Below are 26878 nucleotides of genomic sequence, written 5' to 3' on the forward strand. Positions count from 1 at the left end.
GGGGGATCAAAAGGCTGTGGTGCAACTCTAGAAGACTTGTGTGTACACCGTAGCTCCCTTGGGGAGAGGGGTTGGGGGTGAGGGCAAAGCGTTGTCACCAAGCGGGTTTCACGTTAACTTGACACCAATGGCGTCTCGCCCACCCCTAAGCAAAGGCTAACTTGACCAAAATTTTGAATGCTTCTGGAACTCTAGCAGGGCAAAATGAAATCAATATAATAGTTAGCACAGAGGCATACATTGCAATTAAAAAAGTCCACCATCACTTATTCGTAGCGTTTTCGTTGCTCAGACTACCTTTCGGTAGTGTGTTTTACCCTGATGATTTTCTGGCTATACTAGTAGACTTAAGCCGATTGATTGATAAATTTCATCCTCCAGCATAAAATATACAAAAACTCTAAGTTTTGGACATATATCAGTATGCATTTACTTTTAACTGACATAAAAATCTTGTCCGATCTTGGAGAAAATTAATTTTCTTGGAGGCTACAAAAACTCGATCGCTAAGGTTAACACTAACACTACAGAGTGAATCTACATCAATCAAATATCTTCCGAGTAAGCACCTATGAAAGAAGAATTGATAGCCAGAGTCGTGCAAGTCTTGCGAATTAATATGAGTTGGATGACTTGGAATTTGTTTCTGGCTTTTATACCTTTGGCTTTGAGTGTCTGGCTATTTCGCATGAGGCGCGGTGGTACTTGGCTTTGGTGGCTAGGATTCTTAGTTTTCTATGCTTTCTTACCAAATGCACCATATTTGTTGACTGATGTAATTCACTTGATAGATGATATCCGCACGATTCAATCGGTGTGGATGATTACTTTAGTACTTATTCCTGTGTATTTGCTAGTAATTCTCGGTGGATTTGAAGCTTATGTAATATCGTTAATTAATTGGGGTCACTACTTACATCGCATCGGTAAGAGCCAATGGATTTGGCGCGTTGAGACGATTACACATTTTCTCTGTGCTGTTGGTGTTTATTGGGGGCGATTTTTGCGTTTCAACAGTTGGGATTTTATTACTCAACCCGATGCCGTAATTACCAAGGGGGTAGAAGAAATTCTGGGAAAACAGCCCCTGGTGATTATTGCTATCACCTTTGTGGTACTTGCAGGTTTGTACTGGATTATGAAACGAGTAACTTTAGGTCTTAGCCAATCAAATGGCAGAATAGGGATAAACTCAGGACGCACAAACTCTAATACGCCAAACATTTGATCGACGTGGCAATTTTGGCTCTTAATTTTGGGGTTTTAATTAGTAATTTCTTTGATGAATATTGCCTATCAAAAGAAAGATGCAACTAAACCCTCCTTGAGGTGAAATAAACTCAGAAGCAAACGGTTGAACTTCAACCGCCATCACCTGAAAATAACGTCCGATCAGATCCTTGAATATCGATGGTCTGCTCTGATGTATCTAGTCATGTTGATAGGAGGGATATAATATGCAATTAATCTCGAAAGAGGAAATCAAGACATTAATAGAACAGCCAAAAGGAAATTGTGTTTCCATTTATATGCCAACGCACCCAGCCGGGCCAGAAGTGCGACAAGACCCAATTCGCTTTAAAAATTTGGTCAGGGAAGCAGAGGCTCGTTTAATTGATGCGGGTTTGACACAGGAAGATGCGATCGCATTGTTGGAAAAATCCCAAGAAATTGATACCCAAGAGTTTTGGGAGCAAATAGGAGAGCAAGGGCTGGCAATTTTTATTTCTGACAATATTTTTCGCTATTATCCCCTGCCAATTGATTTTCAAGAGTTGGTCGTGGTTACAGACCGATTTCACATCAAACCACTGCTGCCAATTTTAAATGGCAATGGTCGCTTTTATATACTGGCTTTGAGCCAACAAGATGTCAGGTTTTTTGAAGGAACACGCTACAGCATCAATAAAGTGGAAGTAGAAAATCTCCCTAAAAGTCTAGATGAAGCTTTGCAAAGAGACGAGACTGCTAAAGAAGGCCAGTTTCGCATTGCAACACCAAAAGGGGGAACCTCTAATCCTTTTTCACAGCCGGGTACGTTTCACGGACAAGGAAGCCCTGATAGGGATAAACATCAAGAAGACATTCTCCAATTCTTTCAAATTGTCGATCGCGCATTATACGAAAAACTGAAATTACAAAAAGCGCCTTTGGTGCTGGCTGGGGTAGAGTATCTCTTGCCTTTGTATAGACAGGCAAATACTTACCAGCATTTAATGGATGAAGCTATTACCGGTAATCCAGAAATTCTTAGCGCCCAAGGGTTACACGATCAAGCTTGGCCGATTGTCGAGGCTGATTTCCAAAAGTCGCAGCAAGCAGTTTTGGAGCAATTTCACGAACTGTTTGGTGGTGATACTGGTAAAGCATCTAACAACCTCGAAGAAGTTGTATCAGCAGCTTATTACCAACGAGTGGATTCATTACTAGTTGCAGTTGGTCAGCAACAGTGGGGTTTATTCGATCCAACTTCTGAAACGGTTTATTTGCACCCAGAAAAAGAAGCTGGTGATGAGGATTTGTTGGATTTTGTTGCTGCTCATACTTTATTAAACGGCGGCACAGTTTACGCTGTTCCCTTTGAAGAGATTCCATATAGCACAGCCGTTGCGGCAATTTATCGATATTAATGATTTCGGTTTTTCACGCGTAGGCGTAGCCCGTCGTAGACATCGCTACCCCACCAAATGAGTATATTGAGGTGGGGTCTTTTGTAATATCCAGGACTTACGCAAAATACCTCTCAAACTCTTATTCCTCCGTGTTCTCTGTGCCTCTGTGGTTCGATTTTCCGTTACCTGTGCGTAAGTCCTAATATCGTTAAAAATTGACACTCCTGAAAGCTTCAACATGGCGATTTATTGTATTGCTGAAGCCTTGCTTCATTACCGCCATTTGTAGCGGGGAACCCACTGAAGGACTTCTTTCGCAAGTTGGGTGTTAATCAAAGCTTTGTAAGGTTCATTTTCATATTCATCACCTCCGCGCCAATCCACTTCAGGAAGTAGAGATTGAGCCATTTCTTGACTAGTTCGATGCGCCAAACTCATGATTGTTGATCGTATTTATACAGTAGTTTTTGCGCGAAACTGATCCTAATTTAATACAATACGCTTGGGTTAAGGGCTAGTGGCAAAAATTTTGGGTTTTTGAGACGCGATAAATCGCCGTCTCTACAAGAGTTTTGGTCTTATCTGAACTGTATTGCTATTTAATAGGATTACTTTAATTCACGTCGTGCTGCTGCTAAAATTAAACGTTGTTCAGCACGAGCGATCGCTTGATATGTTCGCTCGACTGCTTCTGGTTCCACAGAAATGGAAGTTATACCCCATTCCACTAAGCGATCAATGATTTCTGGATAGAGGGCTGGTGCTTGACCGCAGATTGAACAAGGTATACCGGCACTTTTAGCCATTTGGATCAGTTGAGCGATCGCACTCATAACCGCTGGATGACGTTCATTAAATACTTTTGCTAGCTGTCCTTGTTCTCGATCCACTCCTAGCAATAATTGGGTCAGGTCATTTGTACCAATGGAAATTCCGGCTACACCTGCTTTCACATATTCTGGTAATAAAAACAAAACACTTGGTACTTCTGCCATCATCCACAATTGAAACTGCGCCACCTCGGTTAAAAAAGCTTGCTCAACTTTGCGACGGCAAAAGACAAATTCTTCTACAGTCCGCACAAAAGGCAACAGTAGATTAACATTGCTGTAACCAGCTTCCTGTACGCTTGCCAAAGCTTTTAGTTCTAACTCAAATACTGCGGGATTTCGTAAATAGCTAAAAGTGCCGCGTTCACCTAACATCGATTGTGGCGAAGATTCTAAGCTATCACGCAATGATGGTAAATCTTGCGATCGCCAATCTAAAGAACGATAAAAAACTGGTCTTGGGGCAAAGGCACGGGCAAACTGCATAATTTGCTCAGACCATAGCTCTAACAATTCTGCCTGGCGCCCGCTTAAAATCCAACTATTAGGATGTTGCCCGTTTAATATATTTAGTACCATCAATTCGGAACGCAACAATCCCACTCCATCCACAGGCAGGTTTTGCACTTGTTCTATTAAAGTCGATTGACTCAAGTTAACCAGCAGTTGGGTAGCAATCATAGGTACATGAGACGTAACAGCAGGATGAGGCGCTTTCGGGTTGGGGTGATGGGAGGGAAGAAGATTTTCTTCTCTCCCTCTCTCCATCTCTTCCTTTGAGTCTCCTTTGATGCGATAAACTTCTCCTCTGTCACCATCAAGCAGCAATCGTTCGCCAGTTTTGATTAAAGTTGTGGCAGATGTTGCATTTACTACTGCTGTGATACCTAATTCTCTAGCCAGAATTGCCGCGTGACTGGTTAATCCCCCTTGTTCTGTGATAATACCACCAACTTGTTGCAATAATGGCAACCAATCAGGTGTAATCGTGGGTACTACTAAAATTACTCCTTTAGGTAGTTGTTCGGGTTTCTGTTGGGGATTATTAATTACCAAGGCAGTGGCTGAAACACGTCCCCCGGCTGCCCCTAGCCCCCGAATGAAGTGTGTGTGGGAAATTAATTTTGAAGGACTCACTTGTGTTATGTAGAGCTTGCCAGATGTAGTTTTCCCAGCGAGAGTCCATTTAATGGTAAAAGTTTTACCTAGTTCACTTACCAGTTGAGTTCCCAGAGCAATTATTTGTTGTAAGTATTCTTCTTGTAAAGAGTACTGTTTTTGTTGAGCTTCTGGAAGCATATAGGTAATCAGACAGGTGCGATCTGGTGTTAACGCTGAGTTCGGCACGAGTTGCGAAAAAACTTTAGATGCTGCATCATCAACACCATAAGCCAGCATTTTATTGCCCAGTTGTTGCTCAAGCACAACCCCAGTTTCTGGTTGAATGTAGTAAACATCTGGCTGGATTTCGCCTTGTGCGATCGCAATTCCTAATCCCCATGTAGCCTCAATTTCCCACCCAGAGGAGTTGGTTGTGAGCGAGCCACTGGCGATCGCATTTTCAACAGGTTGTACCAAAACTGCGAGATTAATTTGTTGCAGATTAATCCCTAAGTGCTGCCAATATAATAGACTCCGGGCCCGAAATATTTGACTCCAGGTACGCTTTAGAGCCAAAGCGATCGCTTCCGGTTCGCACTGGCAAAATACCGACTCCAGTAAACCCGATATATTGTTGTTTATACCTGGAATAGCAGTTGATACTGCCAAAGAAGGTCGAAGAATCAAACAGCTAGTTTGCCATTCTCTAGCGGCTTGGAAAATTGTACTCACCCACTCCTGGGTTACAGTCGCAGTCAGAATTTCTTGGCGCAAGCGACTTGCCACCTGCTGAAGTTGACGCCAATTAGTGACATCAAGGTGTAGCGAAGAATGGGGTAAGTCAGCCACTAATGATTCTGAACTATTGAGATTTTCGAGAAATTGCCGCAAAATTTCTGCCGAAACTACAAAACCAGGCATCACCGGATAGCCACGCTGGATAATTTTGCTCAAGTAAAAGGCTTTGTCACCTACTTTGGCACGGTCTTGTAGTTTAATTTGATCTAGCCAGTAGAGTTTATTCACTCAATTTGTTAGTTGTCTATTTGTAGCCACAGCCATTTCTTTTTGGTATGTTATCAGGTTAATCCACTGACTTCTGAATAAAAAGTACTCAGGACTTATAGCAGTTTTCTTTTGCATAAATTACAAAGTTACGGGTTTTGAAGCAGGATAGAGGAGAATTCGGAATGGGCTACGCCCTGCTGCGCTAACAGGAGTCAGAAATCAGAATTAAAACAGGCTTGATAGCTGGCTTTGAGGCGAATCGTTGTGTACTTCAGTAACTTTAAATACGCTGTATAGCTGATTTGCTCTACTTATACATGGTCGGATCGTATTTAATTGTTGAGTATATAGGTTAAATCTAACAATTTAAGGTATAATTTTGTGGCTCAGTCATTTTAATAAACTTAAAATTCATGTAGTTTGCCCATATGACTATCGTTGCCACAATTTAACAATGCAAATCTCCATTTATTGACCAGAATAATATTATCTTGTTGAAAAATAATCCTAATAATGGAAAATATTAATTCTCCGTTTCAAAACCATTCCTAAATTGATAGATTCCGAATATTGAGGTAGGCTATTGCACTACACCCATTGGATTAAACTCCATTAATAAAACATTAGAATAGTTTTGTACTATTTTTATAAAAATATTACGATTTAACCTAGTATATAGAATTCTCCATATCAGACTAAACATTGTCAAATACTTACTACCTTGCAACTAATGATTGGCTGAATATCAGCTTCCGGCTATGTATTGCATTGCTTATTGGAGCAATCATCGGCTTAGAACGTCAAATTAGGCACAAACCAGCTGGTTTAAGAACTCACATGCTGGTGAGTTTAGGTTCAGCCTTATTTACCTTGATAATCATGCAAACAGGAGGACTACAAGCTAGTCCTGATGCACTTAGCCGCGTTATTCAAGGGATTGCAGCTGGTGTAGGATTTCTCGGTGCTGGAGAAATTGTGCGCCAATCTTCCCAAGAGTCACAGCAACTTGAAATTCATGGACTCACCTCAGCAGCGGCTATTTGGGTTTCGTCTGCATTGGGAATTGCTGCTGGCTGTGGTTTATGGCAGTTAGGATTAATCAGTGCCACGCTGACTTTTTTGGTTCTCAATGTTTTTAAAAGGTTAGAAAAACATCACAAAAAATCAGAGTAGAGCATACAGTATAGACGCTATAAATCCCCAGATGAAAATGTCTTTAAATAAATTTTTAATTTTTAATTTTTAATTGTTAGCTCTCCTGCTTTCACCAAAAGAATTTGGGATGACTTCAACCATTGGGAATCAAAGGAACCCAAGTGAGTGGTAGTAATCAGCGTTTGAAAGCGGTCTTGAATGGCATCAAGTAATTGATTTTGGCGGGATAAATCTAGTTCGGCAAGAACATCATCTAGTAATAGTAATGGTGGCTCTTTGACGACTTCTTCAATTAATTGTAATTCGGCTAATTTTAAAGCTAGAACCAGGGTTCGTTGTTGACCTTGAGAACCATATTGACGAGCGGGTGTCTGGTTAATAGTTAATTCTATTTCGTCTCGATGCGGGCCGACAAGAGTCGTGCCTTGGTGCATTTCAGCAACGGCTCGCTGCTGAATTTTTGCTAAAAAAGCTTGCTGCACTTCTTCTGGCTGGTTATCCTCTAAAGGAATATTCGGCACGTACTTGATTTGTAGAACTTCTGTACTGCCGCTAATACTGCCGTGCCAGGTGGTAGCAATGGGAGCTAATCTTTGGATAGCGCGATCGCGTCGTCTAATTACCCTGGTTCCTGTGGTCGCTAACTGTGCATCCCACACCGCTAGTTCTGATTGCTCTGTATCCAGTGCTGAGTCTTGAGTTTTTTTTAAAAAGGCATTGCGCTGGCGTAACACATGGTTATACTGCTGCAAAATGTGAGCATAAACTGGTTCTAGTTGAATTAATAGTGTATCTAACCAGTTGCGGCGACCTTCCGGGCCGCCGCGTACTAGTTCTAAATCTAAGCTGGAAAATTGGACTGCATTGAGAACGCCGAGAAAATCCATTTGACGGCGGATAGATTCGCCATTGAGAGCAACGCTACGGCGACCATTACGGCGCAAGGTTAAGGTCAGGTCACTAACACCTGTTTGTCGCTCAAGGGTGGCATCAATTTGGGCTATGGCTTCCCCTTCTTGAACTAAATCGCGATCGCGGCTCATGCGGTGCGATCGCAATGTCGCTAGCAACTCCACCGCCTCCAACAAATTCGATTTTCCCTGAGCGTTATTACCTACCAAAATTGTTTTGGCAGCAGTAAACTCAACCTTTTGGTCTTGATAATTGCGAAATTGTCGGAGGTTTAGAGTTTTTAGGTACATAACGAAAAGTGAGGAGTGAGGAGTTAAAAGTTAGAAATTATGAGTGATGAGTGAGGAATTTTAAGTTATGAGTTGTGAATGCAAAATGTTCTTCAACTCATAACTCCTAACTCCCAACTCCTAACTCCCAACTCCTCACTTTTTCAAACAGCCTTCTTGCCCATAATCCGCAAAAATATCTTTTCCGCTTCAATCCAGACAAACATTAAGGCACTGAAGCCAATACAAACCCCCAATTCTTGCATATTCAGGTAATGAGTACCAAAGAAATCTCGCAGGGGTGGGACATAAACTAGCATCAACTGCAAAATCGTGGTAACGACAACAGCCGCTAGTACAAAGATATTAGAGAAGGGATTCATCTCAATGGTCAGTCGGTTGTTGGAGCGAATAGCGATCGCATGACCCATTTGGGCAATACACAAGGTGGTAAATACCATTGTTTTCCAAGCTTCAGGATTTCCCTGATACCCAGCAGCATGGGTATGTTGATAAGCCCACCACATCAAGGCAATGGTGATAATGGCAAAGATGATGCCAATGCGAATCATATAAGAACCCAATCCCCTAGCGAAAATACTTTCGCGGGGACTAAAAGGCGGACGTTGCATGACATCCGGTTCTGGAGGTTCCACAGCTAATGCCAAGGCTGGTAAACCGTCTGTCACCAAATTCATCCACAAAATTTGTAAAGGAGTCAGGGGAACGCCTCCCAAACCAATTAAGGGTGCGGCTGCAATTGTCAGAACTTCACCAATGTTACTGCCCAAGATGTATTTAATAAAGCGGCGGATGTTGGTATAAACAACTCTACCTTCCTTGGTGGCGCTGACAATAGTGGCAAAGTTGTCATCAAGTAACACCATGTCGCTGGCTTCTTTACTGACATCAGTGCCAGTAATACCCATTGCAATACCGATGTCGGCTTGTTTGAGGGCTGGGGCATCGTTAACACCATCGCCGGTCATCGCCACAAATCTACCCCGGCGTTGCAGTGCTTGGACAATTCGCAGTTTGTGTTCTGGGGAAACTCTGGCATAGATGCTCACCAGGTCAACGTTTTGCTCTAATTCCTGGTCAGTCATCCGTTGCAATTCTTGACCGGTGAGAACGCGTACACCGGAGGGGTTGCCGGAGGCATCGCCTTCTTGGGCAATTCCTAAATCGGTAGCGATCGCTCGTGCTGTTAATTGGTGGTCGCCAGTAATCATCACTGGGCGAATACCTGCTTCTCGACACTCTTGCACCGCTGCCCTGACTTCTGGGCGTGGCGCATCTAGCATTCCCACCAATCCCAGCCATACTAAATCTTGCTCGGATATCTCGTCTGAACCTTCCGGTGGAATCTCCATCAAAGGTTTGTAGGCAAAACCTAGCACCCGTAAACCTTTACTCGCCATCAGGTCATTTTCTGCCAAAATTTTCTGGCGTTGTTCTTCGGTGAAAGTACCCGTGTCATTACCCAAATGAATCTGAGTGCAACGCGCCAAAGTTAACTCTGGAGAACCTTTGGTAAACATTAAATAAGGTTCCGATTGGAGAAAACCAGCGATCGCTGGGTCAACACCTCTTGAAGATGCTTCACCTGTGGCGACTCCCTCCACCTGAGAAATCACGCTCATCCGCTTCCGTTCCGAAGAAAAGGGGAACTCCGCAACGCGAGGTAACTTACTGTTCCACTGGTCTTTTTCGATTCCGGCTTTTCCCGCCAGGGTGAGTAATGCTCCCTCTGTCGGATCTCCTAAAATTGCCCATTCACCTTGTTCTTTTTGCAATACTGAATCATTGCAAACAGCACAGGCTACTGCTAACGCGGAAATTTCTGGAGATTCCTCCAGGGAAATTTTTTGACCATTTAACTGAAAGTCTCCTGTGGGTGCATAACCTTCGCCGCTGACGCGAAAAGTTTTGTTGTTGGTGGAAATGGATTGCACCACCATTTTATTTTGGGTCAGAGTGCCAGTTTTATCAGAACAGATGGTCGTTACAGAACCCAACGTTTCCACTGCTGGCAATTTGCGAATCAAGGCATTTTGGCGCACCATTCGCTGGGTTCCCAATGCCAAGGTGACGGTAATTACAGCTGGTAAACCTTCTGGAACTACAGCAACCGCCATACTCAAGGAAACTTCCAAGAGTTCTTGAATATTTTTAAAACCTCCGTCCTTGATGACACCGCCAACGACGACGATCGCCACAAGTATTAAAGAACCTGTAACTAGGACATTACCCAGTTGAGTCATCCGCTGCTGTAAAGGCGTAGGTTCACTTTCCACCGCCTGCAACATTGCAGCAATTTTACCCAGTTCTGTAGTCATGCCGGTGTTTGTCACCAGAACCTTGCCGCGTCCTTGGACTACTTCAGTTCCTTGATACACGACATTGAGGCGATCGCCTAATGATGTGTCCTCCGGCAATTTTAGTGATGCCTGTTTATTCACCGCTTCGGCTTCACCAGTCAATGCCGACTCACGCACTTGTAAATTAGACTGTTCGATCAAGCGTCCATCTGCGGCTATCTGCATCCCCGCTTCTAGCAGCATTACATCCCCTGGAACTAGTTCTTTAGCTGCTATCTCCACCAGTCTGGCGTCGCGGAGCACCCGCACTAAGGGAGAAGTCATTTTTTTCAACGCAGCCAGGGCTTTTTCGGCGCGGCTTTCTTGGACGTAGCCGAGTATGCCATTGAGGATGACAATTGCTAAAATCGCGATCGTATCTTTAAATGGCACTTCACCGGGCTTTAATCTGCCCTCCCGCAAAGCCATCAGGTCTAAAAACCCAGAAATTAGAGCTACGCCAATCAGCATCAACAACATAATGTTCTTGAACTGATCCAGCAGAATTTCCCAAGCACTACGGCCAGCCGTTTCTTCAAGTTCGTTGGGGCCGTATTTTTGCAATCTCTGTTGAATTTCTTGGGGTGTTAAGCCACTGTCTGCATTACTATCAAGCAGGTCTAGCGCTTTATCAACTTCTAAACTATGCCAAACGGCGGCACCTTCAGGCAGAGAATTAGCAGACATCGTGTAGGTCACAGCAAATGGTTACAAAATTCGATCATAATTTAGTGATGGCAGGAATTCCATCTCCTAAAGTTACATTAAGGCGATCGCCCAGTTGTATGAGTGTATATGTAATTCTTAACATTTGTAAATTCCTCCCGTTTTGACATAGTATTATTTCTCACGAAAGAGTTTATCGGAACACATTGTACCGATAATTATTAGTACCCCGCTGTAAACGTGGCGATCGAAAACCACTAATTGATGTACTTGGTAAGAGCAACGCCCATTGTGGGCATTCTTTTAACTCAGCACTCTTCATCCACCCCGATCGGGGGAGCCATTGCTCGACTAGGATTTTCCATCTCAAGCAATTGGTGTGACGGCGGTAAAACCGCTTGAGCCATGTTTCCTCCCCTACCTAAAGGTGAGGGTTTTTTACACTTACCACAAGGTTTTATGAGTTTTGCACTCCCCACTTTGACCGTTAGCCAGATGTTTGGGCAAAAAACAATTCGACCGCTTACTGCTGCTGCCCTGTGTGGCATTACTTTCATCAAAGATAGATTGATTGCTATTGACAGTATTAAAGGGCATCTACTGGAGATCGATCCCACCTCTGACAACAGTAAAATTCTCAATTCCCATCAAGTTGAAGAATTTACCGATGTCACTGGTTTAGCGGCGTGGGATGATACCCTGTGGGTGAGCCGAGAAAATAGTGTTTATTTGTGCAAGCTCGATGCTTTGGGTCTAGAACATTTTGTAACATTGCCTTATCCGGCTGATGGCGTTGCTGTTTGGGAAACAACAGTTTATGTTAGTTGCCAAAGGCTGGGCTACATTCTGGTTTTTGACCGCGAAACGCGAAAAGAGATTACCAGATTTTATGCCCCTGGAGTTGGGATAGAGAATTTGGCAGTCAACCAAGAAATCCTATGGATTTGCGATCGCACCGAACAATCAGTTTACGCGATGGACAGAGCCACAGGAGAGTTGCAATTCAGCGTTCTGACACCCTTTGAATGCCCTACAGGCATAGCAATCCATAAAAATGACGAAACAGGTAAAGAAAGTATTTATGTCGCCTACGCCTCAGAGGAGCCTTATATCCGGGATAACCCCAATGCCGATCCGAGTCATGAATTAACATTCCGCGATCGCACTTTTATTCATCCTCTGTATTATCATTACCAGCCAGATAAGCGCTATGCCCTCTCTAATGGCTATCTGATTGAAATGTCTTATGCTGAGGAAATTGCACCTCTAGACGAAGTTTATTTGCCCGATGTCGAATGGCGCATCGCCCTACCATCGGAAACTGAGCGTCAAAAGGTGAAACACGTTGAACCCATTGGTATACCCTTCACCGAAGAAGTGATAGAAGGGCAACGTGTAGCAGTCTTTAAATTTGATTCTCTTGCCCCAGGCGAACGGCATATATTTGGCTGGAAAGCACTTTTAGAAGTTCGAGGAATTAAATATCGGATTACACCTAGAGATGTAGAAGACGTTCCTGAACTGTCGCCAGAATTGCAAACACGCTACTTAGTGGATGACGACGATTTAGCAATGGATACTACCATTGTTCGCCGTGCCGCCAGAGAAGCGATTGGTTCTGAAACCAATGTGCTGCGGAAAATGCACAGCATCCGCAACTACGTTTATGATGAGTTATCCTACGGTATTAAACCTTACATTGACACACCAGATACGGTTTTAGAGCGGGGTGTTGGTTCTTGTGGCGAATATGTCGGCGTTTTACTTGCTTTATCCCGTTTAAATGGCATCCCCTGCCGTACCGTAGGTAGGTACAAATGTCCTCCCCATAGTGACTTCATAGGAGTACCGCTACAACCAGACTTTAATCATGTTTGGCTAGAATTCTACGTCCCAAATTTTGGCTGGTTGCCAATGGAATCAAATCCTGACGATATAGGTGAAGGTGGCCCTTATCCGACGCGCTTTTTTATGGGCTTATGCTGGTATCACATTGAAATTGGCAAAGGTATCACCTTTGAAACGGTTACAAGTCAAGGTGAACGGCTAACCAAAGAAGATATCCCCATCGGTGATTTAGCGATTAATCATATCCGGTTCACAATTCTTAAAGAACTACCGCCTTTTTAAATTAGGGCATTGGGCATTAGTCCAGGGTTGAATTATCAATTACATTACGAAATTATCAATAAAGCCAGGTTTTTTCGTTGCAATGCCTGGGTTTGGCTGTGCCTATGCATCTCGAAATAGTGTATTTTCGTTTTTGATATTAGCACTTGACAAAATTGCGTTGCTCGCCTCTTTTACCAGAGGCTATATTTTTAGCTGCTTGTAAGAAAATTAGTCAAGTAATTTTCTTAACTGTCTTAACTGTCTTAACTGTCCTTGCATTTTTAATTTGATGGTGAGAATATCTAAAGGCATCTATAAAAATAGTAAGATATCAACAATTTTATCGAGGAATTTAATTGGTAAACACTAATTAAAAACCTAGATAATAATTCTTAAATTTTATAGATAGCATTTGCCAAATAGTAAATTCTCAAAACAATCAAAGAGGTAATTCATGAGCAATCTTAAAGAAGCAATACCTGCTTCAGAATTTATGAAAAAGAACTTAGGTATTTCAGAAGCTCCTACTGAAGCGTACCTTAACTACGGATATGCACTGCTTGCTATTGCTGGAGCTGATGGAGAGGTTTCAGAAGCCGAACTTAATTGGTTACTAAATCATCAGCGTCTAGTTGGTGCTCCTGAAGAACTAATAGAAAAATACAAAACATTTAACTACAAAAATGCTGACTTAGAAAACCTGCTGAGTAAGATTACAGTTGATGTTTCTACTTGGTCGAAATCCAGGTCATTGTTGTATCATGCAATTCAAATGTCCCGTGCCGATAATGATTACTCAATTGAAGAGCAAAAGGCTGTAAAAAAAGCAGCTAAACTGCTGAAGGTTGAAGATGATGTTGCGCTTGCTCTCAATAGATTGATAGAAACAGAAGAAGCAGTAACAGCATTACGTAAGGCGCTACTACAAACAGAGGTTTTAGCTTAAAAGTATTCCAGGGAGTAGGGTGTGTTATGCCATAGGCTAACGCACCTTAATACTCTCTGCTTAACCACAATTTTCATCTAGCTCTAAACTCTTATTTCTATTCAAATATTCTTCAAACAATTCAAAAAATTTCTGTAGTGCTTCATGCTCATCTACAGAATAGAAAAGGATTATCTTAGCCCATGACTGACCTGAGTTAATTCCATATTTTTCTTCAACCCATGATTGAAAACCTTCAAATTCCCTTTCTGGCTCAGTTGGAGGTACGCCAACTTCTCTTCGAGCCAGACTATATCCTCGCAGAAGCATATCAAGTCTAGTAATTGAACTTCTGCCTAAAAACATTCCTGGTCTTTTCTTTATATTACTTGGAATCTCGTTGTAAATATCAAACCGAGGAAAACTCATCTCCTCACTAAGCCTTGAAATATCTTCACTTTTTTGAATTTTTGAATCATTTTTCTGCTTTAAGAACTGCTCAAATTCTTCAAAAAACCTATTAAAAGCAGCTTGTTCACTTCCAGAACAAGAGAGAATTATCCCAGCCCAAGATTGAGTCGTATTAGTTTTTGCTCTTTCTTGTACCCACTCTTGAAACCCTTCCATTCCACAAGAGCTTATGTTAGTAAATCCTAGTGTAATTAAACTATCTATATACCCAATTAAGAATGAATGAAGACAAGTAATTGATGGCTTGTCTATGTAAATAACTGGATTTTCTTTAATCTTTTGGAGAAGCGTAAAAAGCTCTTTCATGCCAGCAAACTCTAATTTGATGAAGATTGATTAATTTAACAGCCACATCGCATTTTTATTGAAGTCAATCTTTTCTATCACGAGGGGATGAATTATTTGGCACTGTATCAGCACGAACCACATCGCTAATCCATTCTCCCTCAACATTATTGTTAGAATAATTTGCATAATCATCCCATGTCATGGTGTCGCCAGTTGAATATTCATAAACGACTCCACGAGTTTGATTATTACCATCTCCATCATTTAAACGAATCCAGGTTACATAATCACCAGATGGAGGATAACCACCACCAAATTCAATACCTGGAGGTTGAGCTAAACTTCTAATCGCCCCTGGCACAGGTCGCCAACTTTGAAAATGATGAGTTACAAATTTGTCAGGAGAACCAGACCTCCTGTAATGTACTGTTTGGTGAAATTTGTAATTATAAAGAACTGAAGATTGACCTTGTGGCCCACAAACTAAATTGAGTGGATAAAAAGAACAATATCTCTCCTGAGCTTTATTTGGAACCTGCTCATTTTGAGCTTTTGTTGTGCTAATTGCAGCCTTAGCAGTAGAAGCTAATTCCGAGCCAGCAGCTGCACATTCAGCTTGAACAGCACAAGCGTCTAGAGACGACAGCAATGCATAAACAGTTTGAGGTAAAATCCCCTTAAATATTAGAAGTAAAAGAAACGTCCAAATTCCTACTAATCTAAATACGGATTGATTTACGGTTAATCGCACTAGTCTTAACTCCTTACAACCAAAGATAAAAATCGGTGTATCTGACATCTAGGTTGTCTGATAGGAGAAGAAAATCAGTCCAGTAAAAATACGAGTATTTAGTAGATTTTTTTGAAAATCGAACTAAGGTAAATAAATAAACTAATTAGCTATTAATTCTTAAACTTCTTAAACTAGGCAGTGGATATGATTGATGCTGCTTAAAATCGGCAAACTCACAGATAGAATTGAATGGGCAAAAGCGGCAGTGAGAGCCAGGATTAGGAGGGAATATTTTACTAAAATTAGTATTTTCTTCCTGATATTTTTGCAAATCGTGCTGATGTTTATGAGCAATATTCGCTAACTCAAATTTTAAGGATTCTAATTCACTATTATTAATGCTAATTAAATCTGATTTTTTAGATATTTCTAAATTATAAAATGATGCAACAGCTTCTCGCCCGGGGTAAAGATAACGAGCAGCTAACAAGTAAACTAATGCCTGTCGTTGGTCAAAAGCCGACTTACCAGTTTTGAAATCCAAAATATGTAAAGTGCTATCAGACTCAATGAAAACGCAGTCCATAGCCGCGTATAAGCGAAAACAATAATCTTCTTGTTCAACTACTATCGGTTTGGGAAAGCCTTCATCACCCGGAGTTAATTGGATAATATCTTTATCCAAAAGCAACGGCGAATCGTGATATTTTTGCAAAATTTGCAGCACGCGTTGCTGGACTTGAACGCTTGAGTTGCCTAATTTTAGTAGCTGGGCAACTCTTTCTACACCATCTGCTTGCTTCAACAGATGCGTGTGATGATGAAACTCGTAAACGCCTTTTTGAGCTAGTATGCCAATCCGCTGGGGCGCGGTGGCTTGCGTTAAAAGCGCTTTGACTTGTGGTTCGTGTTGCCGTGCTTTGATAAACCCCCGTCTCATCTGGCAATGCCAGCGTTCTTGCCCAGTCGCTGGGGCAACTAGAGACCAAAGGTGATAACTGGCAAAAGGTCGATCGGGGGTTGACATTGCTCAGAAACAGTGAGAGAAAATACGGTGGGGAGAAGTTTAAGCTAAGGCTTGCTTAGAAAAGAACTTCGGAGGATACTTGCTGCTACACACGCTTTGCGGGAAGCTTTTATAGTACTGATAATGTACCGGAGCAAGTGGCAAAAATGTCTAGCAAGATAAAATTTGGTACCGATGGATGGCGAGGGATTATTGCCGATGACTTTACTTTCCCCAATGTGCGGAAAGTGACAAGGGCAATCGCCACTTACTTAGAAACAGCCTACACAAAAGATAGACCAGTACTTATTGCCTACGATACTCGCTTTTTAGCTGACCAGTTTGCCCAAACAGCGGCCCAAGTATTAGCAGATTTGGGTTGGACTGTGAAAATTACCGATCGGGATTGCCCTACACCAGTAATTGCCTACAATGCCCGTCACCTAAATTCCGCTGGGGCGTTAATGTTTACTGCTAGTCATAATCCAGCACCCTACTGTGGAATTAAATATATACCCGATTATGCTGGGCCTGCCACTCCAGAGATTACTGATACTATTGTGGCAAATATAGAAGGTGCATCGGATGAGTTGCCTGGGAGCAACCCATCAGGTTCAATTTCAATTTTCGATCCGAAACCAGATTATCTGAAATTTATCTACACTTTACTTGATGTAGAAAAGATCAGAAGCGCTAATTTAAAGGTAAAGTACGATGCTTTGTATTCTACCTCTCGCGGCTATTTAGATGAAGTTTTGCAACATAGTGGCGTTCAATTAGAAAGTTTCCACGATTGGAGAGATGTTTTATTTGGGGGTGGAATGCCAGAACCCAAAGGAGAACAATTAGTTGAATTAGTGGAAGCAGTAGTTCGAGATCGAGCTGATTTGGGCTTGGCAACGGATGGAGATAGCGATCGCTTTGGTATCGTTGATGAACAAGGAAACGTCCTCACTCCGAATACTGTGCTGCTACTTCTAGCACGTCATTTAATCAAAAACAAAGGTAAAACCGGCGCGATAGTCCGCACTGTGGCTACAACCCACCTGCTGGATAATTTTGCTGCTAAAAATGGGCTGCAAATTTACGAAACAGCAGTTGGTTTTAAATACATCGGTGAAAAAATGCGCGAAACTGCCGTGTTAATCGGTGGAGAGGAATCAGGTGGTTTGAGTATTATTGGGCATATTCCCGAAAAAGACGGGGTATTGGCCGATATGCTGGTGGCAGAAGCGATCGCCTATGAAGGCAAACCGCTAAGTCAACTTGTCAAAGAAGCGATCGCTGAAGCCGATGGCCCACTTTACAACAACCGCCTAGACTTGCACCTCACAGAAGCGCACAAAACCGCAGTCATCGACTCCTTTACCAAAAATCCACCTACAGAGGTAGCAGGAATTAAAGTCAAGGAAGTGGGACGTAAAGACGGAATTAAGCTGTATTTAGAAGAAGGTAGCTGGGTTCTACTGCGTCCTTCCGGTACAGAACCACTGGTGCGCGTCTACCTAGAAACCAACACTCCCGAAAAACTCACCCAAATCGCCCAAGAGTTAGAGAGTGCCATTGCTAAACTAGAGGCAGTAGCAGTTTAATTTGTCAGAGTTAGGAATTACAAGTTAAGAGTTATGAATTAGGAGTTAAGAGTTGTAAATTTACAATTCTTAACTCCTCGTTTCTAATTTTGAGCAAAATATAACTCCTAACTTCTAACTTCTCATTTCGAGCAAACTATGAAAATCGCTCCTTTTTTGACATCTCTAGTTGTAGCAGTTTGGGTAATTGCGATCGCAATTATTTCAGTTCAAAATGCCACACCCGTATCGTTAAAATTCTTAACATTCCAATCGATTCAGATACCAATGGGTTTAGTGCTAGCTTTTAGTGCCGTTGTCGGGTTAATTGGTATGGCACTGCTGCAACCTCTGTGGGGGCTTGCTGGTATTGGGCAGGGTAATTCTCGATTGGAAGACGATGCAGAATTTTTTGTTGACGATGAAGACTTTTGAGGGTTGAATAGCTGTGCAGTATCAAAACATTATTACAATCGAACCAGGAAAACGAGGCGGTAAGCCTTGTATTCGAGGAATGCGAATTACTGTATACGATGTTTTATCTTATCTTGCCTCTGGGATGACCTACGAGGAAGTGCTTGATGACTTTCCTTATTTGACACAAGAGGATATTTTGGCTTGCCTAAGCTATGTAACCGATCGAGAACGGCTATGAGCGCAACTTATAAAGCAGATTTTAATTTGTGGATTGAACAGACAGCCCAACTATTGCGATCGCATCGCTGGCATGAAGTTGATGTAGAACATCTGATTGAAGAGGTTGAAGGCTTGGGCAAAAGTGAAAGGCGGGCTATTGCAAGTCAACTAACTCGCTTACTCTTGCATCTGCTGAAGTGGCAATATCAACCCCAGCGTCGCTCAGATAGTTGGCTCGATTCCATCACTGATTCTCGCACCCAAATTGAGTTAGCGATAGAAGATAGTCCTAGTCTTAAGAGTTATCCTACAGAGCAACTTGAGGAAAGTTATCAAAGGGCGCGTCGGCAAGCAGCCAAGCAAACAGGGATACTTTTATCAGTGTTTCCAGAAGAGTGCCCATATTCTCTAGAGTTAGTGTTGGATGAAGACTGGCTACCGGAAGCAAGCGATATTTAATAACTTTATTTGTCACTGTGTGGGTAGTGGCGCTAATCTGGATAACGCTTTGACGTGTGGAAAACCCGAAGAATTTCTACCGACTCTTCTTTGACACGGTAAATAACAATGTATGGCGTACTAGAAATTACTAGCTCTCTTGTACCTTCTATACGTCCAGTTCGCCCCATAAAAGGATAATTCTCAAGTTGACTGGCAGCAAGTTGAATCTTCAATATCACTTCCTGCGCTGCTTGTGGATTCTCTTTGAGGATGTAGCTATGTGCTTGTTCCAAATTACGAAGCGCACGACGCAGCCACTTAATCTGCATTGGTAAGCCTTGCAAAAGTCGCTTTTACTTCTTCATCACTGGCAAAATCTCCAGCATCCGCTTCAGCAATCCCCTTTTGAATCTCTTCGATTTGCCACTGATACATTTCTAGATAAGTGGCTACCGCCTCATTAAGTACGTAGCTGCGATCGCGATTCATTCCTGCTGCGATCGCATCAAGTGCAGCCTTCTGATCGCTATCTATCCGAAACGTAATATTTTCTTTGCTCATCGTCTTGTGAAAATTGTCTTGCAATATATTATATTGCAAGATATTGCAATGCAATGTGATTATAGTGGCGATCGCTATTATTCTCAAAACGTTTGTAGCCCGTCAGCCTAGTAGTACATGAAAAAAGCCTACGTTGGTAGGCTTTTTTGAAAGATTTTGGGAGAGCGATCGCGCTGTTATAAAATCAAAATGTCCATTCGTGATTTGGATCATCTAGGGCAGCGCGAACAGAAGCTAAATTTGCAAGGTCTTTGAAAGGGCTTGATTTAGCTATTTCTGTGATTGAATTTAAGGTAAGGGCTAGTTGTTCATTATTGCCGGATGCGATCGCATTATCAACGACAGCAAATAAAGCGCGAAAGTTTTCTGCACGTTCATCAAAAGAGCGATCTAGATACGCCATCAGCAAATCTCGCTGGGCGTTAATCTTGGTGATTGCTTCTTTTTCCCAAGCATCGATCTCTCGTCTCTTTGTCTGTTCTTGTTCGGCAATTATTTTATATTCACCATAAGCTGAAGAAACTATTTCAACACATTGTGTTTTTTCTAAAGCTGCTATCTCACGCCTTTTAGTCCGTTCTTGCTCTCCAATTTGCTTGTAACTGGAAACAATGGTTACTAACGATTTTGTGGCGTTAACCGCAGTACATATTGTACCGATACTTGGTAAAACCATTGCTAAATACCTCCCAGAGTTTTGTATTTAGCTTGGATGGTTAAAGTAGAAGGGTTTAATAGCCCTTCATTATCTAAAATAGGAATTTTCATAATTTCTGCAAGTGCTTTAATTAAAAGTGCTACTTCTTGAAACTTCCTAGCATCGCGATCGCGATTAAAAGGTTGGGCTTCAAGCTCTTGAAGTGCAGATTTAGCACGGTTGTTTAAATTACACACTAAATTAGCTAGTTCCACTGTTCGCCGTTTAACCTGTAAGAGAAAATCTTGAGCTGCTTCAATATTGGCAATCTCTACATTGACATTAGCTTCATACTCTCGCGCTTTAGTCAAAGCTTCCTCACCCTTACCAGCAAGTTGAAAACCCCCAACCATTAACGCCGGGCCGAGTGTAATACCTCCCAATACAGCGCCACCAACTGCCATACTAGTACCGCCACCTAACCAAGTTATGGCTCCAGTCCAAGCCGCAGCACCACCAACTTGTGAGATAGCTACTTCACTAGCCCACAATCCAAAAAACCTGGAAACAGTAACAGTACCTACATTCCTTGCTAAGGTAATTGCAGCAGAGCCTGCTGCTGAGGCTGCCACGGCTGCTGACACACCACCTTGTACCCACTGTTCAGCTTTGATAACTTCTTTTTTGTACTCCTGAATTTGCTGAGTGGAGATGTCTAATCCAGTTAGAATGTCCAGATTGTTTTGGGAAGCTCGCTGACCAATTCTTTCAATAAAAGCTATAAAGTTTGAAATTGTACTCTGTTTGATACGAAGCTGCATCTGACCATAAACTTCTGCTGACTGGTTGGTAATTTCCCAGGCTGCTTTTAAGTTTTGCAAGCTACTTTCGTATTTTTGTTGAGCCTGTTCACCAATTTCCTTTGCCTGATTCATATTGCCAATGCCTTCAGCACCTTTTAGCGCTCCGAAGGCTCCAGTAGCCAAAGCAGCAGCACCCAAAATCAGTGGAATCATGAAATACTCCTGATTATGATTAGTATTTGATTAGTACTTACCTACGGGTTACACAGAAAAAATAAGCATCACCTTATACTTATATTTCCCGGAGATACCAACTAATGAACATTCACAAGGTGTAAATTTGAGACTGCGATTAATGTGGTTGTCAATCATTTTTGTGTTGAGTGCGATCGCACCGGTGGGAGGCTAACACCTCAATGCAATGGACAAGCGATTTCTACGACGGGCTATTCGGCGATCGCACTCGGCTTGACGCTAGAATATTAGTCGCAATCTTGTAGAGATGATTGGTAATGAAAATTAAAGCAGTTATCTGGCAAGAAGACGATGTGTGGTGTGCTTCTGTACCTGCCCTACCAGGATGCCACACTTGGGGAGACAGCTATGAACATTTATTAGAAATGCTGCAAGATGCGATTCAAGTCTGCTTAGAAGTTGCTAGCCAACGCGAAGATCAGCTTGATTTAGCATCATTCTCGTTACATTACGCAGCTTCAATTTTCCCTGAAAGTGAAGAGACAGTCAGCCAAAGTGCTAATGTAGGAGGCAACTGAGCATCAATCCAAATTTTCATGCTGTCAATCGAGGAAAGTCTGTTCGCCGTGCTGCAAACAATAGACAGGCTTGGATATCTTCGAGTTCGAGATCGGGAAAACCCTCTAAAATCTCAGAAACACTGACATTTTCAGCCAACATTTCTAAAATGTCACTCACACGAATCCTCATACCTCGAATACAAGGACGACCACCACACTGACCAGGAGTTTGAGTAATGCGAGTCAACAAATCAACCCTTGAGTTCATGCAAGTATTTTAATATCAGGTACTTTTATTTAACTCTAATTCTGCGATCGCAATTATTCCAGCCTAGCATCTCAGTGTAGCAAAAAGGCGATGTCTACGACGGGCTACGCCTACGCAGTTATCGCACACTAACCCAACAGCACCTAAGTTGAGCAGTTTTGGGTTAGTTGTAGCTTCAGGTAATCAATGAAATCCAGAATTTCTGTATCAGTGAGTTGTAGACGCGATCGCTTACCATATTTCTGCTGCAAACACTCCCTTCCCTGCTCTGGAGTCCAATTTAATTGAGCTAAATATGTGTCAGTTTTAGCTATAAAAACATCACGCGGTTCAGGCATTTTTATATTGTCACTTGCTTCTGATTGAGATTGATTTTTACCTTGATTAAAATTATGAATATTATTAATCTTTAAACTTAGTCTTTGTCCTAAAGCTTGCCAATCTAATTCCTTATGTCCATCCCAACTAACACCTACAGAACGATAAGTTATTGGATCGTAAATTTTGCAAAAAACTACATTACTCTCTCCAGGGCTAACGGCTATCGTTAGTGGATTACACAATTCTTTACAAGTAAGGGCATCTAAAGATAACAATAAACTTTTGGAAAAGAAGGAGTCGCTACCTGAACGGATAATATAAGGTTTGTCTGCCAAAATATATAAATCGTTCTTTTCAACTGGCCCGAATTTAGTTTCAACCTTTTTATTAACTTCTATCTCTGTAATTACCCCAGTCAAAGCTCTATCATATATTGGGATGCGTTTTTCATCTTCAGCAAGCATATACCAACAATGATCGGATTCTTTACTGACAAAGACATATTGAGGTTTTGGGACTGCTCCAAATCCTAATTTAACTTCCATATTTTTGATGAAGGTTTTGGTAAATATATTTATTGAGCAACCAGGCATGACGATTTGTACCGTCATAGCTATTAGTTGCTTTACAAATATAATTCCCTAGCCAGGAAGCTAATTAACATTAAAGCAGCGAAAATTACAAAATCTGGTGAATCTATAACAAAGTTTCTGGATCGACACCTAGCGCATTTAACCTTTCAATTAACATTTTCACTTGTTGTTCTGCTTCCACTCGTCGCTGTTCTTCAAAAGCTGTGCGTTCTTCCGCTTCCCTAATGCGTTCTTCTGGTGTCAGCAATCTTTGCCCTTCTTCGTCATACCAGTAGAGCCACTCCCGCACTATACCTTGATAAATTCCTCGTTCTCGCCCAATTCCTAAACCAATTTCTGGTAGCCAAACGGGATTTCCTGACATTAAGATATATTCCCCATCGACTAAGCGATACACTTCCAAAGGCGACTTTTTACGCCGCAGGGGACTATACACAACGTAGTACAAAATTCCTAATTCTTTGGCATAAAATTCTTTCTTGGTGCTATATTCTTCTCGATATATTTGAGAAACAACTTCTAGCGCTAAAATTGGCAGTTGCTTTTCTTCCCACAGCACATAACTTAGGCGTAAATCCTCATCAACGAAGCGTTTAACTCCTAAGCTGAGAAACCCATCAGGGACAATAGCTGGTTTGTCAGGGTGATAATAAATACCCATATCAACACCAAAAAACCAATCCCAGCGATCGCACCAAACCAAAGCTAGTATCGTTTTTAGCAAGCCGGGAATTAAATTTTGGAGTTCATTATCCACAGCAGTATCATCTGAGTCGGGTAATTCTTCGGAAGATGGCAAACAATGCAGTGGATTGTAGTTTAACATGAGCGGTTTTGCCAAATCTGATTCTAGATAGATTGTACGTAATCTATTGATGTGCGATCGCAGCACAAGAATGAAAAACCATTTTTAGCGTAGATATCACCTTCTATCTCTCTTCTCAGTATCAAAATACTTATAAGTGTAAAATCCTGACATCAGATTCGTGGTTTTTCGGTACTGATTATCAGAGTGTCTAACTGACAATAGCAAAAAAGGGCGGAACTTTGTTCAACTAGAACATTCCAGAAGTCGCAGAGTATTCAATTTCATGGTGAATTTGGTAGCTGGGCTGATTAGCTATACCTACCAGGAGAAAAAGTCTTTTCTCAACCTTGACTCAGAAAACGTGGCGTAGCTGGAAATTAGCTAATTTTCAGCCCAATTTTTGAGTTGTACCTAAGTATCAAATATGTCACCACAGATCCATTCACGAGTTTTAATCAAAAACTTCCTAACGGTTTTTTTGCCGTTGTCAGCGTTAGTTGGGGTTGTTATTGGGACTATCTACTACCAACAGGTACAAACCGAGAAAGTTCTGCTCAAAACAAATGAACTCCGTAAGGTAGATTTACAAACTAAAGTCATCAGCGGAGACTTTCACTCGGTTGTCTCAGATTTGATGGTTATCTCTAAACAAAACGAGCTAGAAAAAATTTTAGATGGGGTGGATGGGCAACAACAGGCACTTTCTCAAGAATTTTTATTATTTTCTGGATATAAAAAACTTTACGACCAAATTCGCTTTTTGGATCGATCGGGTAAGGAAGTTGTCAGAGTCAACTTTAACCAGGGTGAACCAGCAATTGTCCCTGAAGAAAAACTACAAGTTCAAGCCAAGCGCTACTGGTTTAATGACACTTTGCGGCTGAACCAAGGACAAGTATTTGTCTCTCCCCTTGACCTCAACATCGAACGAGGTCAGGTTGAACAACCCTTAAAGCCAATGATCCGCTTTGGCACTCCCGTTTTCGATCGCCGTGGACAGAAACGGGGCATTGTGGTGTTAAATTATTTCGGCGCAAAACTGCTGGACAATTTTAATCAAGCTTTTGCTAACGCCTCTAGCCAAGGAATGCTACTGAATGCTGATGGCTACTGGTTAAAAGGGGCGAAGCCTGAAGATGAATGGGGATTTATGTTTCCCGAACGCAAAAACCGCACTTTTGGCACAGCATTTCCTCAAGCATGGCAGCAGATTTCTCAACAAGAATCGGGACAATTCCAAACTGCTGAGGGAATGTTCACTTTTACCACAGTTTACCCACTTGTCGAAGGGCAAAAATCTAGTACGGGAGCAGGACAAGCTTTTGCACCAAGCCAAAATCAAATTGATACTAAATCCTATCACTGGAAAATTGTCTCGCGGGTATCGCCAGAAACTTTGACAACCAAATCAAATCGATTTTTGAGTCAATTGCTACTGCTATATGCTGGGTTAGTAGGATTAATTGGCATTGGTTCTTGGCTACTAGCAAGAGCTAGCGTAAATCGTAATATGGCCCAGCTAGAGTTAAGGCAATCTGAAGTTGAATTGCGAAAGCTAGTTGAACGGGAAAAAATACTTAAAACTCGTCTATCTAGTCAAATTCGCAACTCGCTGGATCTAAATACGATTTTGAGTACAGTAGTAATTGAAGTTCGGGAACTGCTACAAATCGATCGATGCCAATTTTTTTGGTGTCATCAAGAAGATGAATCTACTAGCTTGGAACTGAGTCAGCAAGCTTGCGCTCCCGACTTAACAGAACCTTTAGGCTGTTCTCCTATCCAGAATGTGGAAGCCTTGAGTGAAGCTGTTATGCAAGGAAATTTGCTTTGCTTTGATGACATTGCGTCAGATTCGTGGCTTGATTTCAAGAGTCGGAATTTACTGGTGACATTGGGTTTTAAATCTCTACTAACAGTTTCAGTTCAAACTCAGTCGGGTCACTTGGGTGTGATTGTCTGCGAACATAGTAGAGAGCTTCGCCCCTGGAATGATGATGAGGTGGAAATTATTCGAGGCGTGGCTGACCAGTTAGCGATCGCCATTGACCAAGCCCAATTGTATAATCAAAGCCGCGCTGCTACTGCTGCTGCTACTATTCAGGCAGAACAACTCAACCAAGTTCTGCACAATCTCAAAGAAACCCAAGCCCAACTGATTCAGACCGAAAAAATGTCGAGTTTAGGTCAATTAGTGGCTGGAGTAGCTCATGAAATCAATAACCCAGTTAACTTTATCTACGGCAATTTGACCCATGTAAGTGAATATACACTGGGTTTGTTGGAACTAGTAGAACTTTATCAACAGTCTAATGCTCATTCAACACCTGAAGTACAAGCTCATATCGAAGCGATCGACCTTGACTTTATGGCTGAAGATTTACCTAAAATATTAGTTTCAATGAAAATGGGAGCTAATCGCATTCGTGAAATAGTTCTCTCCTTGCGGAATTTTTCTCGACTTGACGAAGCAGATATGAAACCTGTCAATATTCATGAAGGTATTGATAGCACACTACTGATTTTACAAAATCGCTTCAAACAAACGCCTGGAAATGCCGGAATTGAAATAGTCAAGGAATATGGTGATATTCCCTTAGTAGAATGCTATGCCGGACAATTAAATCAAGTATTTATGAATCTGATTGGTAATGCCATTGATGCCCTGGATAGTTATAACAGTAAGCGAACTCTGGAGGAGATAGAAACTAACCCCAGCCAGATTGTAATTCGTACTGAGTTACGTAACTTGGATCGGATAACTGTAAAAATTGCAGATAATGGCCCTGGTATGACCGAAGCAGTTAAGCAACGATTATTTGACCCTTTCTTTACCACAAAAGCGGCAGGTAAAGGCACTGGATTAGGATTAGCAATTAGCGCTCAGATAGTCACAGAAAAACACAACGGATCTATTTGGTGTATTTCCGAGCCTAGACAGGGAGCAGAATTTTGGGTTGAGATTCCGATTAAGCAAAATTCTAAACTAGCGACTGCAAGTACTGCGACTCTATCCAGAATTTGATGCTACTCTGG

General features: G+C 41.9%; 27 protein-coding genes. 13 read left to right on the forward strand and 14 right to left on the reverse strand.

Translation table 11 applies throughout. The annotated features are described in order from the left end of the window. Positions 1–161 precede the first annotated feature (161 nt). The 3 genes from ACM0OX_RS02300 (at position 162) to ACM0OX_RS02310 (ending at position 2630) form a co-directional block, all read left to right on the forward strand. Positions 162–386, forward strand: a complete 225-nt coding sequence (locus ACM0OX_RS02300; RefSeq protein WP_334895740.1) for a hypothetical protein — start codon at positions 162–164, stop codon at positions 384–386. Positions 387–571: 185 nt separating this feature from the next. Further along, positions 572–1228 (forward strand): DUF1361 domain-containing protein, encoded by a 657-nt coding sequence (locus ACM0OX_RS02305; protein WP_334835254.1) that lies wholly within the window; start codon positions 572–574, stop codon positions 1226–1228. A 229-nt stretch (positions 1229–1457) separates the two neighbouring features. Then, positions 1458–2630 (forward strand): hypothetical protein, encoded by a 1173-nt coding sequence (locus tag ACM0OX_RS02310; protein WP_414512735.1) that lies wholly within the window; start codon positions 1458–1460, stop codon positions 2628–2630. 255 nt (positions 2631–2885) lie between these two features. Here ACM0OX_RS02310 and ACM0OX_RS02315 read toward each other — a convergent pair whose 3' ends face one another. After that, positions 2886–3050 carry a hypothetical protein gene (locus tag ACM0OX_RS02315; protein WP_414512737.1) on the reverse strand — a complete coding sequence of 55 codons (165 nt, stop codon included), beginning with the start codon at positions 3048–3050 and terminating at the stop codon, positions 2886–2888. A 170-nt stretch (positions 3051–3220) separates the two neighbouring features. After that, the gene (locus ACM0OX_RS02320) at positions 3221–5569 is read right to left on the reverse strand and encodes a putative PEP-binding protein (RefSeq protein ID WP_414512739.1); all 2349 of its coding nucleotides are present in this window, start codon (positions 5567–5569) and stop codon (positions 3221–3223) included. A gap of 684 nt (positions 5570–6253) precedes the next feature. Between ACM0OX_RS02320 and ACM0OX_RS02325 the strand changes: the two genes are divergently transcribed. Further along, entirely contained in the window at positions 6254–6724 is a 471-nt protein-coding gene (locus ACM0OX_RS02325; RefSeq protein ID WP_414512740.1) for an MgtC/SapB family protein, read from the forward strand. Positions 6725–6786: 62 nt separating this feature from the next. On the opposite strand, the gene recF is transcribed toward ACM0OX_RS02325, so the two are convergent. Both recF and ACM0OX_RS02335 read right to left on the reverse strand, forming a co-directional pair. Next, the gene (gene recF, locus ACM0OX_RS02330; RefSeq protein WP_414512742.1) at positions 6787–7908 is read right to left on the reverse strand and encodes a DNA replication/repair protein RecF; all 1122 of its coding nucleotides are present in this window, start codon (positions 7906–7908) and stop codon (positions 6787–6789) included. A gap of 143 nt (positions 7909–8051) precedes the next feature. Beyond that, positions 8052–10934, reverse strand: coding sequence for a cation-translocating P-type ATPase (locus tag ACM0OX_RS02335; protein WP_414512974.1), 2883 nt, complete (start codon positions 10932–10934; stop codon positions 8052–8054). 438 nt (positions 10935–11372) lie between these two features. Between ACM0OX_RS02335 and ACM0OX_RS02340 the strand changes: the two genes are divergently transcribed. Together ACM0OX_RS02340 and ACM0OX_RS02345 are read left to right on the forward strand one after the other, a co-directional pair. Further along, entirely contained in the window at positions 11373–13043 is a 1671-nt protein-coding gene (locus ACM0OX_RS02340) for a transglutaminase domain-containing protein (RefSeq protein ID WP_414512744.1), read from the forward strand. Positions 13044–13479: 436 nt separating this feature from the next. Continuing rightward, positions 13480–13971 (forward strand): hypothetical protein, encoded by a 492-nt coding sequence (locus ACM0OX_RS02345; RefSeq protein ID WP_414512746.1) that lies wholly within the window; start codon positions 13480–13482, stop codon positions 13969–13971. Positions 13972–14031: 60 nt separating this feature from the next. Here ACM0OX_RS02345 and ACM0OX_RS02350 read toward each other — a convergent pair whose 3' ends face one another. The 3 genes from ACM0OX_RS02350 to ACM0OX_RS02360 form a co-directional block, all read right to left on the reverse strand. Next, a complete protein-coding gene (locus ACM0OX_RS02350) occupies positions 14032–14727 on the reverse strand; it encodes a hypothetical protein (protein ID WP_414512748.1) in 696 nt (231 codons plus the stop codon). 64 nt (positions 14728–14791) lie between these two features. Continuing rightward, positions 14792–15508 carry a hypothetical protein gene (locus tag ACM0OX_RS02355; protein WP_414512750.1) on the reverse strand — a complete coding sequence of 239 codons (717 nt, stop codon included), beginning with the start codon at positions 15506–15508 and terminating at the stop codon, positions 14792–14794. Between the two features lie 97 nt (positions 15509–15605). Then, entirely contained in the window at positions 15606–16469 is an 864-nt protein-coding gene (locus tag ACM0OX_RS02360; protein ID WP_414512752.1) for a PD-(D/E)XK nuclease family protein, read from the reverse strand. 146 nt (positions 16470–16615) lie between these two features. Here ACM0OX_RS02360 and ACM0OX_RS02365 point away from each other — a divergent pair, with 146 nt between their 5' ends. From ACM0OX_RS02365 to ACM0OX_RS02380, 4 genes are all read left to right on the forward strand, one after another. Next, positions 16616–18040 (forward strand): phosphoglucomutase/phosphomannomutase family protein, encoded by a 1425-nt coding sequence (locus tag ACM0OX_RS02365; RefSeq protein ID WP_414512754.1) that lies wholly within the window; start codon positions 16616–16618, stop codon positions 18038–18040. 138 nt (positions 18041–18178) lie between these two features. Next, the gene (locus ACM0OX_RS02370) at positions 18179–18454 is read left to right on the forward strand and encodes a LapA family protein (protein ID WP_322650706.1); all 276 of its coding nucleotides are present in this window, start codon (positions 18179–18181) and stop codon (positions 18452–18454) included. A 13-nt stretch (positions 18455–18467) separates the two neighbouring features. Continuing rightward, the gene (locus ACM0OX_RS02375; protein WP_414512757.1) at positions 18468–18674 is read left to right on the forward strand and encodes a DUF433 domain-containing protein; all 207 of its coding nucleotides are present in this window, start codon (positions 18468–18470) and stop codon (positions 18672–18674) included. Next, entirely contained in the window at positions 18671–19114 is a 444-nt protein-coding gene (locus ACM0OX_RS02380) for a DUF29 domain-containing protein (protein ID WP_414512759.1), read from the forward strand. The genes ACM0OX_RS02375 and ACM0OX_RS02380 overlap by 4 nt, the downstream gene beginning before the upstream one ends. A 32-nt stretch (positions 19115–19146) precedes the next feature. Here ACM0OX_RS02380 and ACM0OX_RS02385 read toward each other — a convergent pair whose 3' ends face one another. The 4 genes from ACM0OX_RS02385 to ACM0OX_RS02400 all read right to left on the reverse strand — a co-directional run bounded on the left by ACM0OX_RS02385 (position 19147) and on the right by ACM0OX_RS02400 (position 21310). After that, positions 19147–19425: a type II toxin-antitoxin system RelE/ParE family toxin gene (locus ACM0OX_RS02385; protein WP_414512761.1), complete on the reverse strand. Its 279-nt coding sequence runs from the start codon at positions 19423–19425 to the stop codon at positions 19147–19149. Beyond that, positions 19415–19657 (reverse strand): CopG family ribbon-helix-helix protein, encoded by a 243-nt coding sequence (locus tag ACM0OX_RS02390; protein ID WP_335160280.1) that lies wholly within the window; start codon positions 19655–19657, stop codon positions 19415–19417. Before ACM0OX_RS02390 ends, ACM0OX_RS02385 begins: the two co-directional genes overlap by 11 nt. A gap of 184 nt (positions 19658–19841) precedes the next feature. Then, entirely contained in the window at positions 19842–20333 is a 492-nt protein-coding gene (locus ACM0OX_RS02395) for a hypothetical protein (protein WP_414512762.1), read from the reverse strand. A 2-nt stretch (positions 20334–20335) separates the two neighbouring features. Then, on the reverse strand, positions 20336–21310 hold the full coding sequence (locus tag ACM0OX_RS02400; protein WP_414512764.1) for a hypothetical protein: 975 nt from the start codon (positions 21308–21310) through the stop codon (positions 20336–20338). 144 nt (positions 21311–21454) lie between these two features. Between ACM0OX_RS02400 and ACM0OX_RS02405 the strand changes: the two genes are divergently transcribed. After that, a complete protein-coding gene (locus ACM0OX_RS02405; protein WP_414512766.1) occupies positions 21455–21583 on the forward strand; it encodes a hypothetical protein in 129 nt (42 codons plus the stop codon). 26 nt (positions 21584–21609) lie between these two features. Beyond that, positions 21610–21870, forward strand: coding sequence for a type II toxin-antitoxin system HicB family antitoxin (locus ACM0OX_RS02410; protein ID WP_414512768.1), 261 nt, complete (start codon positions 21610–21612; stop codon positions 21868–21870). A 16-nt stretch (positions 21871–21886) separates the two neighbouring features. Here ACM0OX_RS02410 and ACM0OX_RS02415 read toward each other — a convergent pair whose 3' ends face one another. From ACM0OX_RS02415 to ACM0OX_RS02425, 3 genes are all read right to left on the reverse strand, one after another. Further along, entirely contained in the window at positions 21887–22120 is a 234-nt protein-coding gene (locus ACM0OX_RS02415; protein WP_414512770.1) for a DUF433 domain-containing protein, read from the reverse strand. 143 nt (positions 22121–22263) lie between these two features. Continuing rightward, complete coding sequence (locus tag ACM0OX_RS02420; RefSeq protein ID WP_414512976.1) at positions 22264–22986, reverse strand: hypothetical protein; 723 nt, start codon at positions 22984–22986, stop codon at positions 22264–22266. 151 nt (positions 22987–23137) lie between these two features. Next, a complete protein-coding gene (locus ACM0OX_RS02425) occupies positions 23138–23860 on the reverse strand; it encodes a Uma2 family endonuclease (RefSeq protein WP_414512772.1) in 723 nt (240 codons plus the stop codon). A gap of 406 nt (positions 23861–24266) precedes the next feature. Between ACM0OX_RS02425 and ACM0OX_RS02430 the strand changes: the two genes are divergently transcribed. Further along, positions 24267–26867: an ATP-binding protein gene (locus tag ACM0OX_RS02430; protein ID WP_414512774.1), complete on the forward strand. Its 2601-nt coding sequence runs from the start codon at positions 24267–24269 to the stop codon at positions 26865–26867. The last annotated feature ends 11 nt before the right edge of the window (positions 26868–26878 follow it).

Origin of the sequence: Nostoc sp. PCC 9305 (genome assembly GCF_963920915.1) — a bacterium.
Lineage (GTDB): Bacteria > Cyanobacteriota > Cyanobacteriia > Cyanobacteriales > Nostocaceae > Nostoc.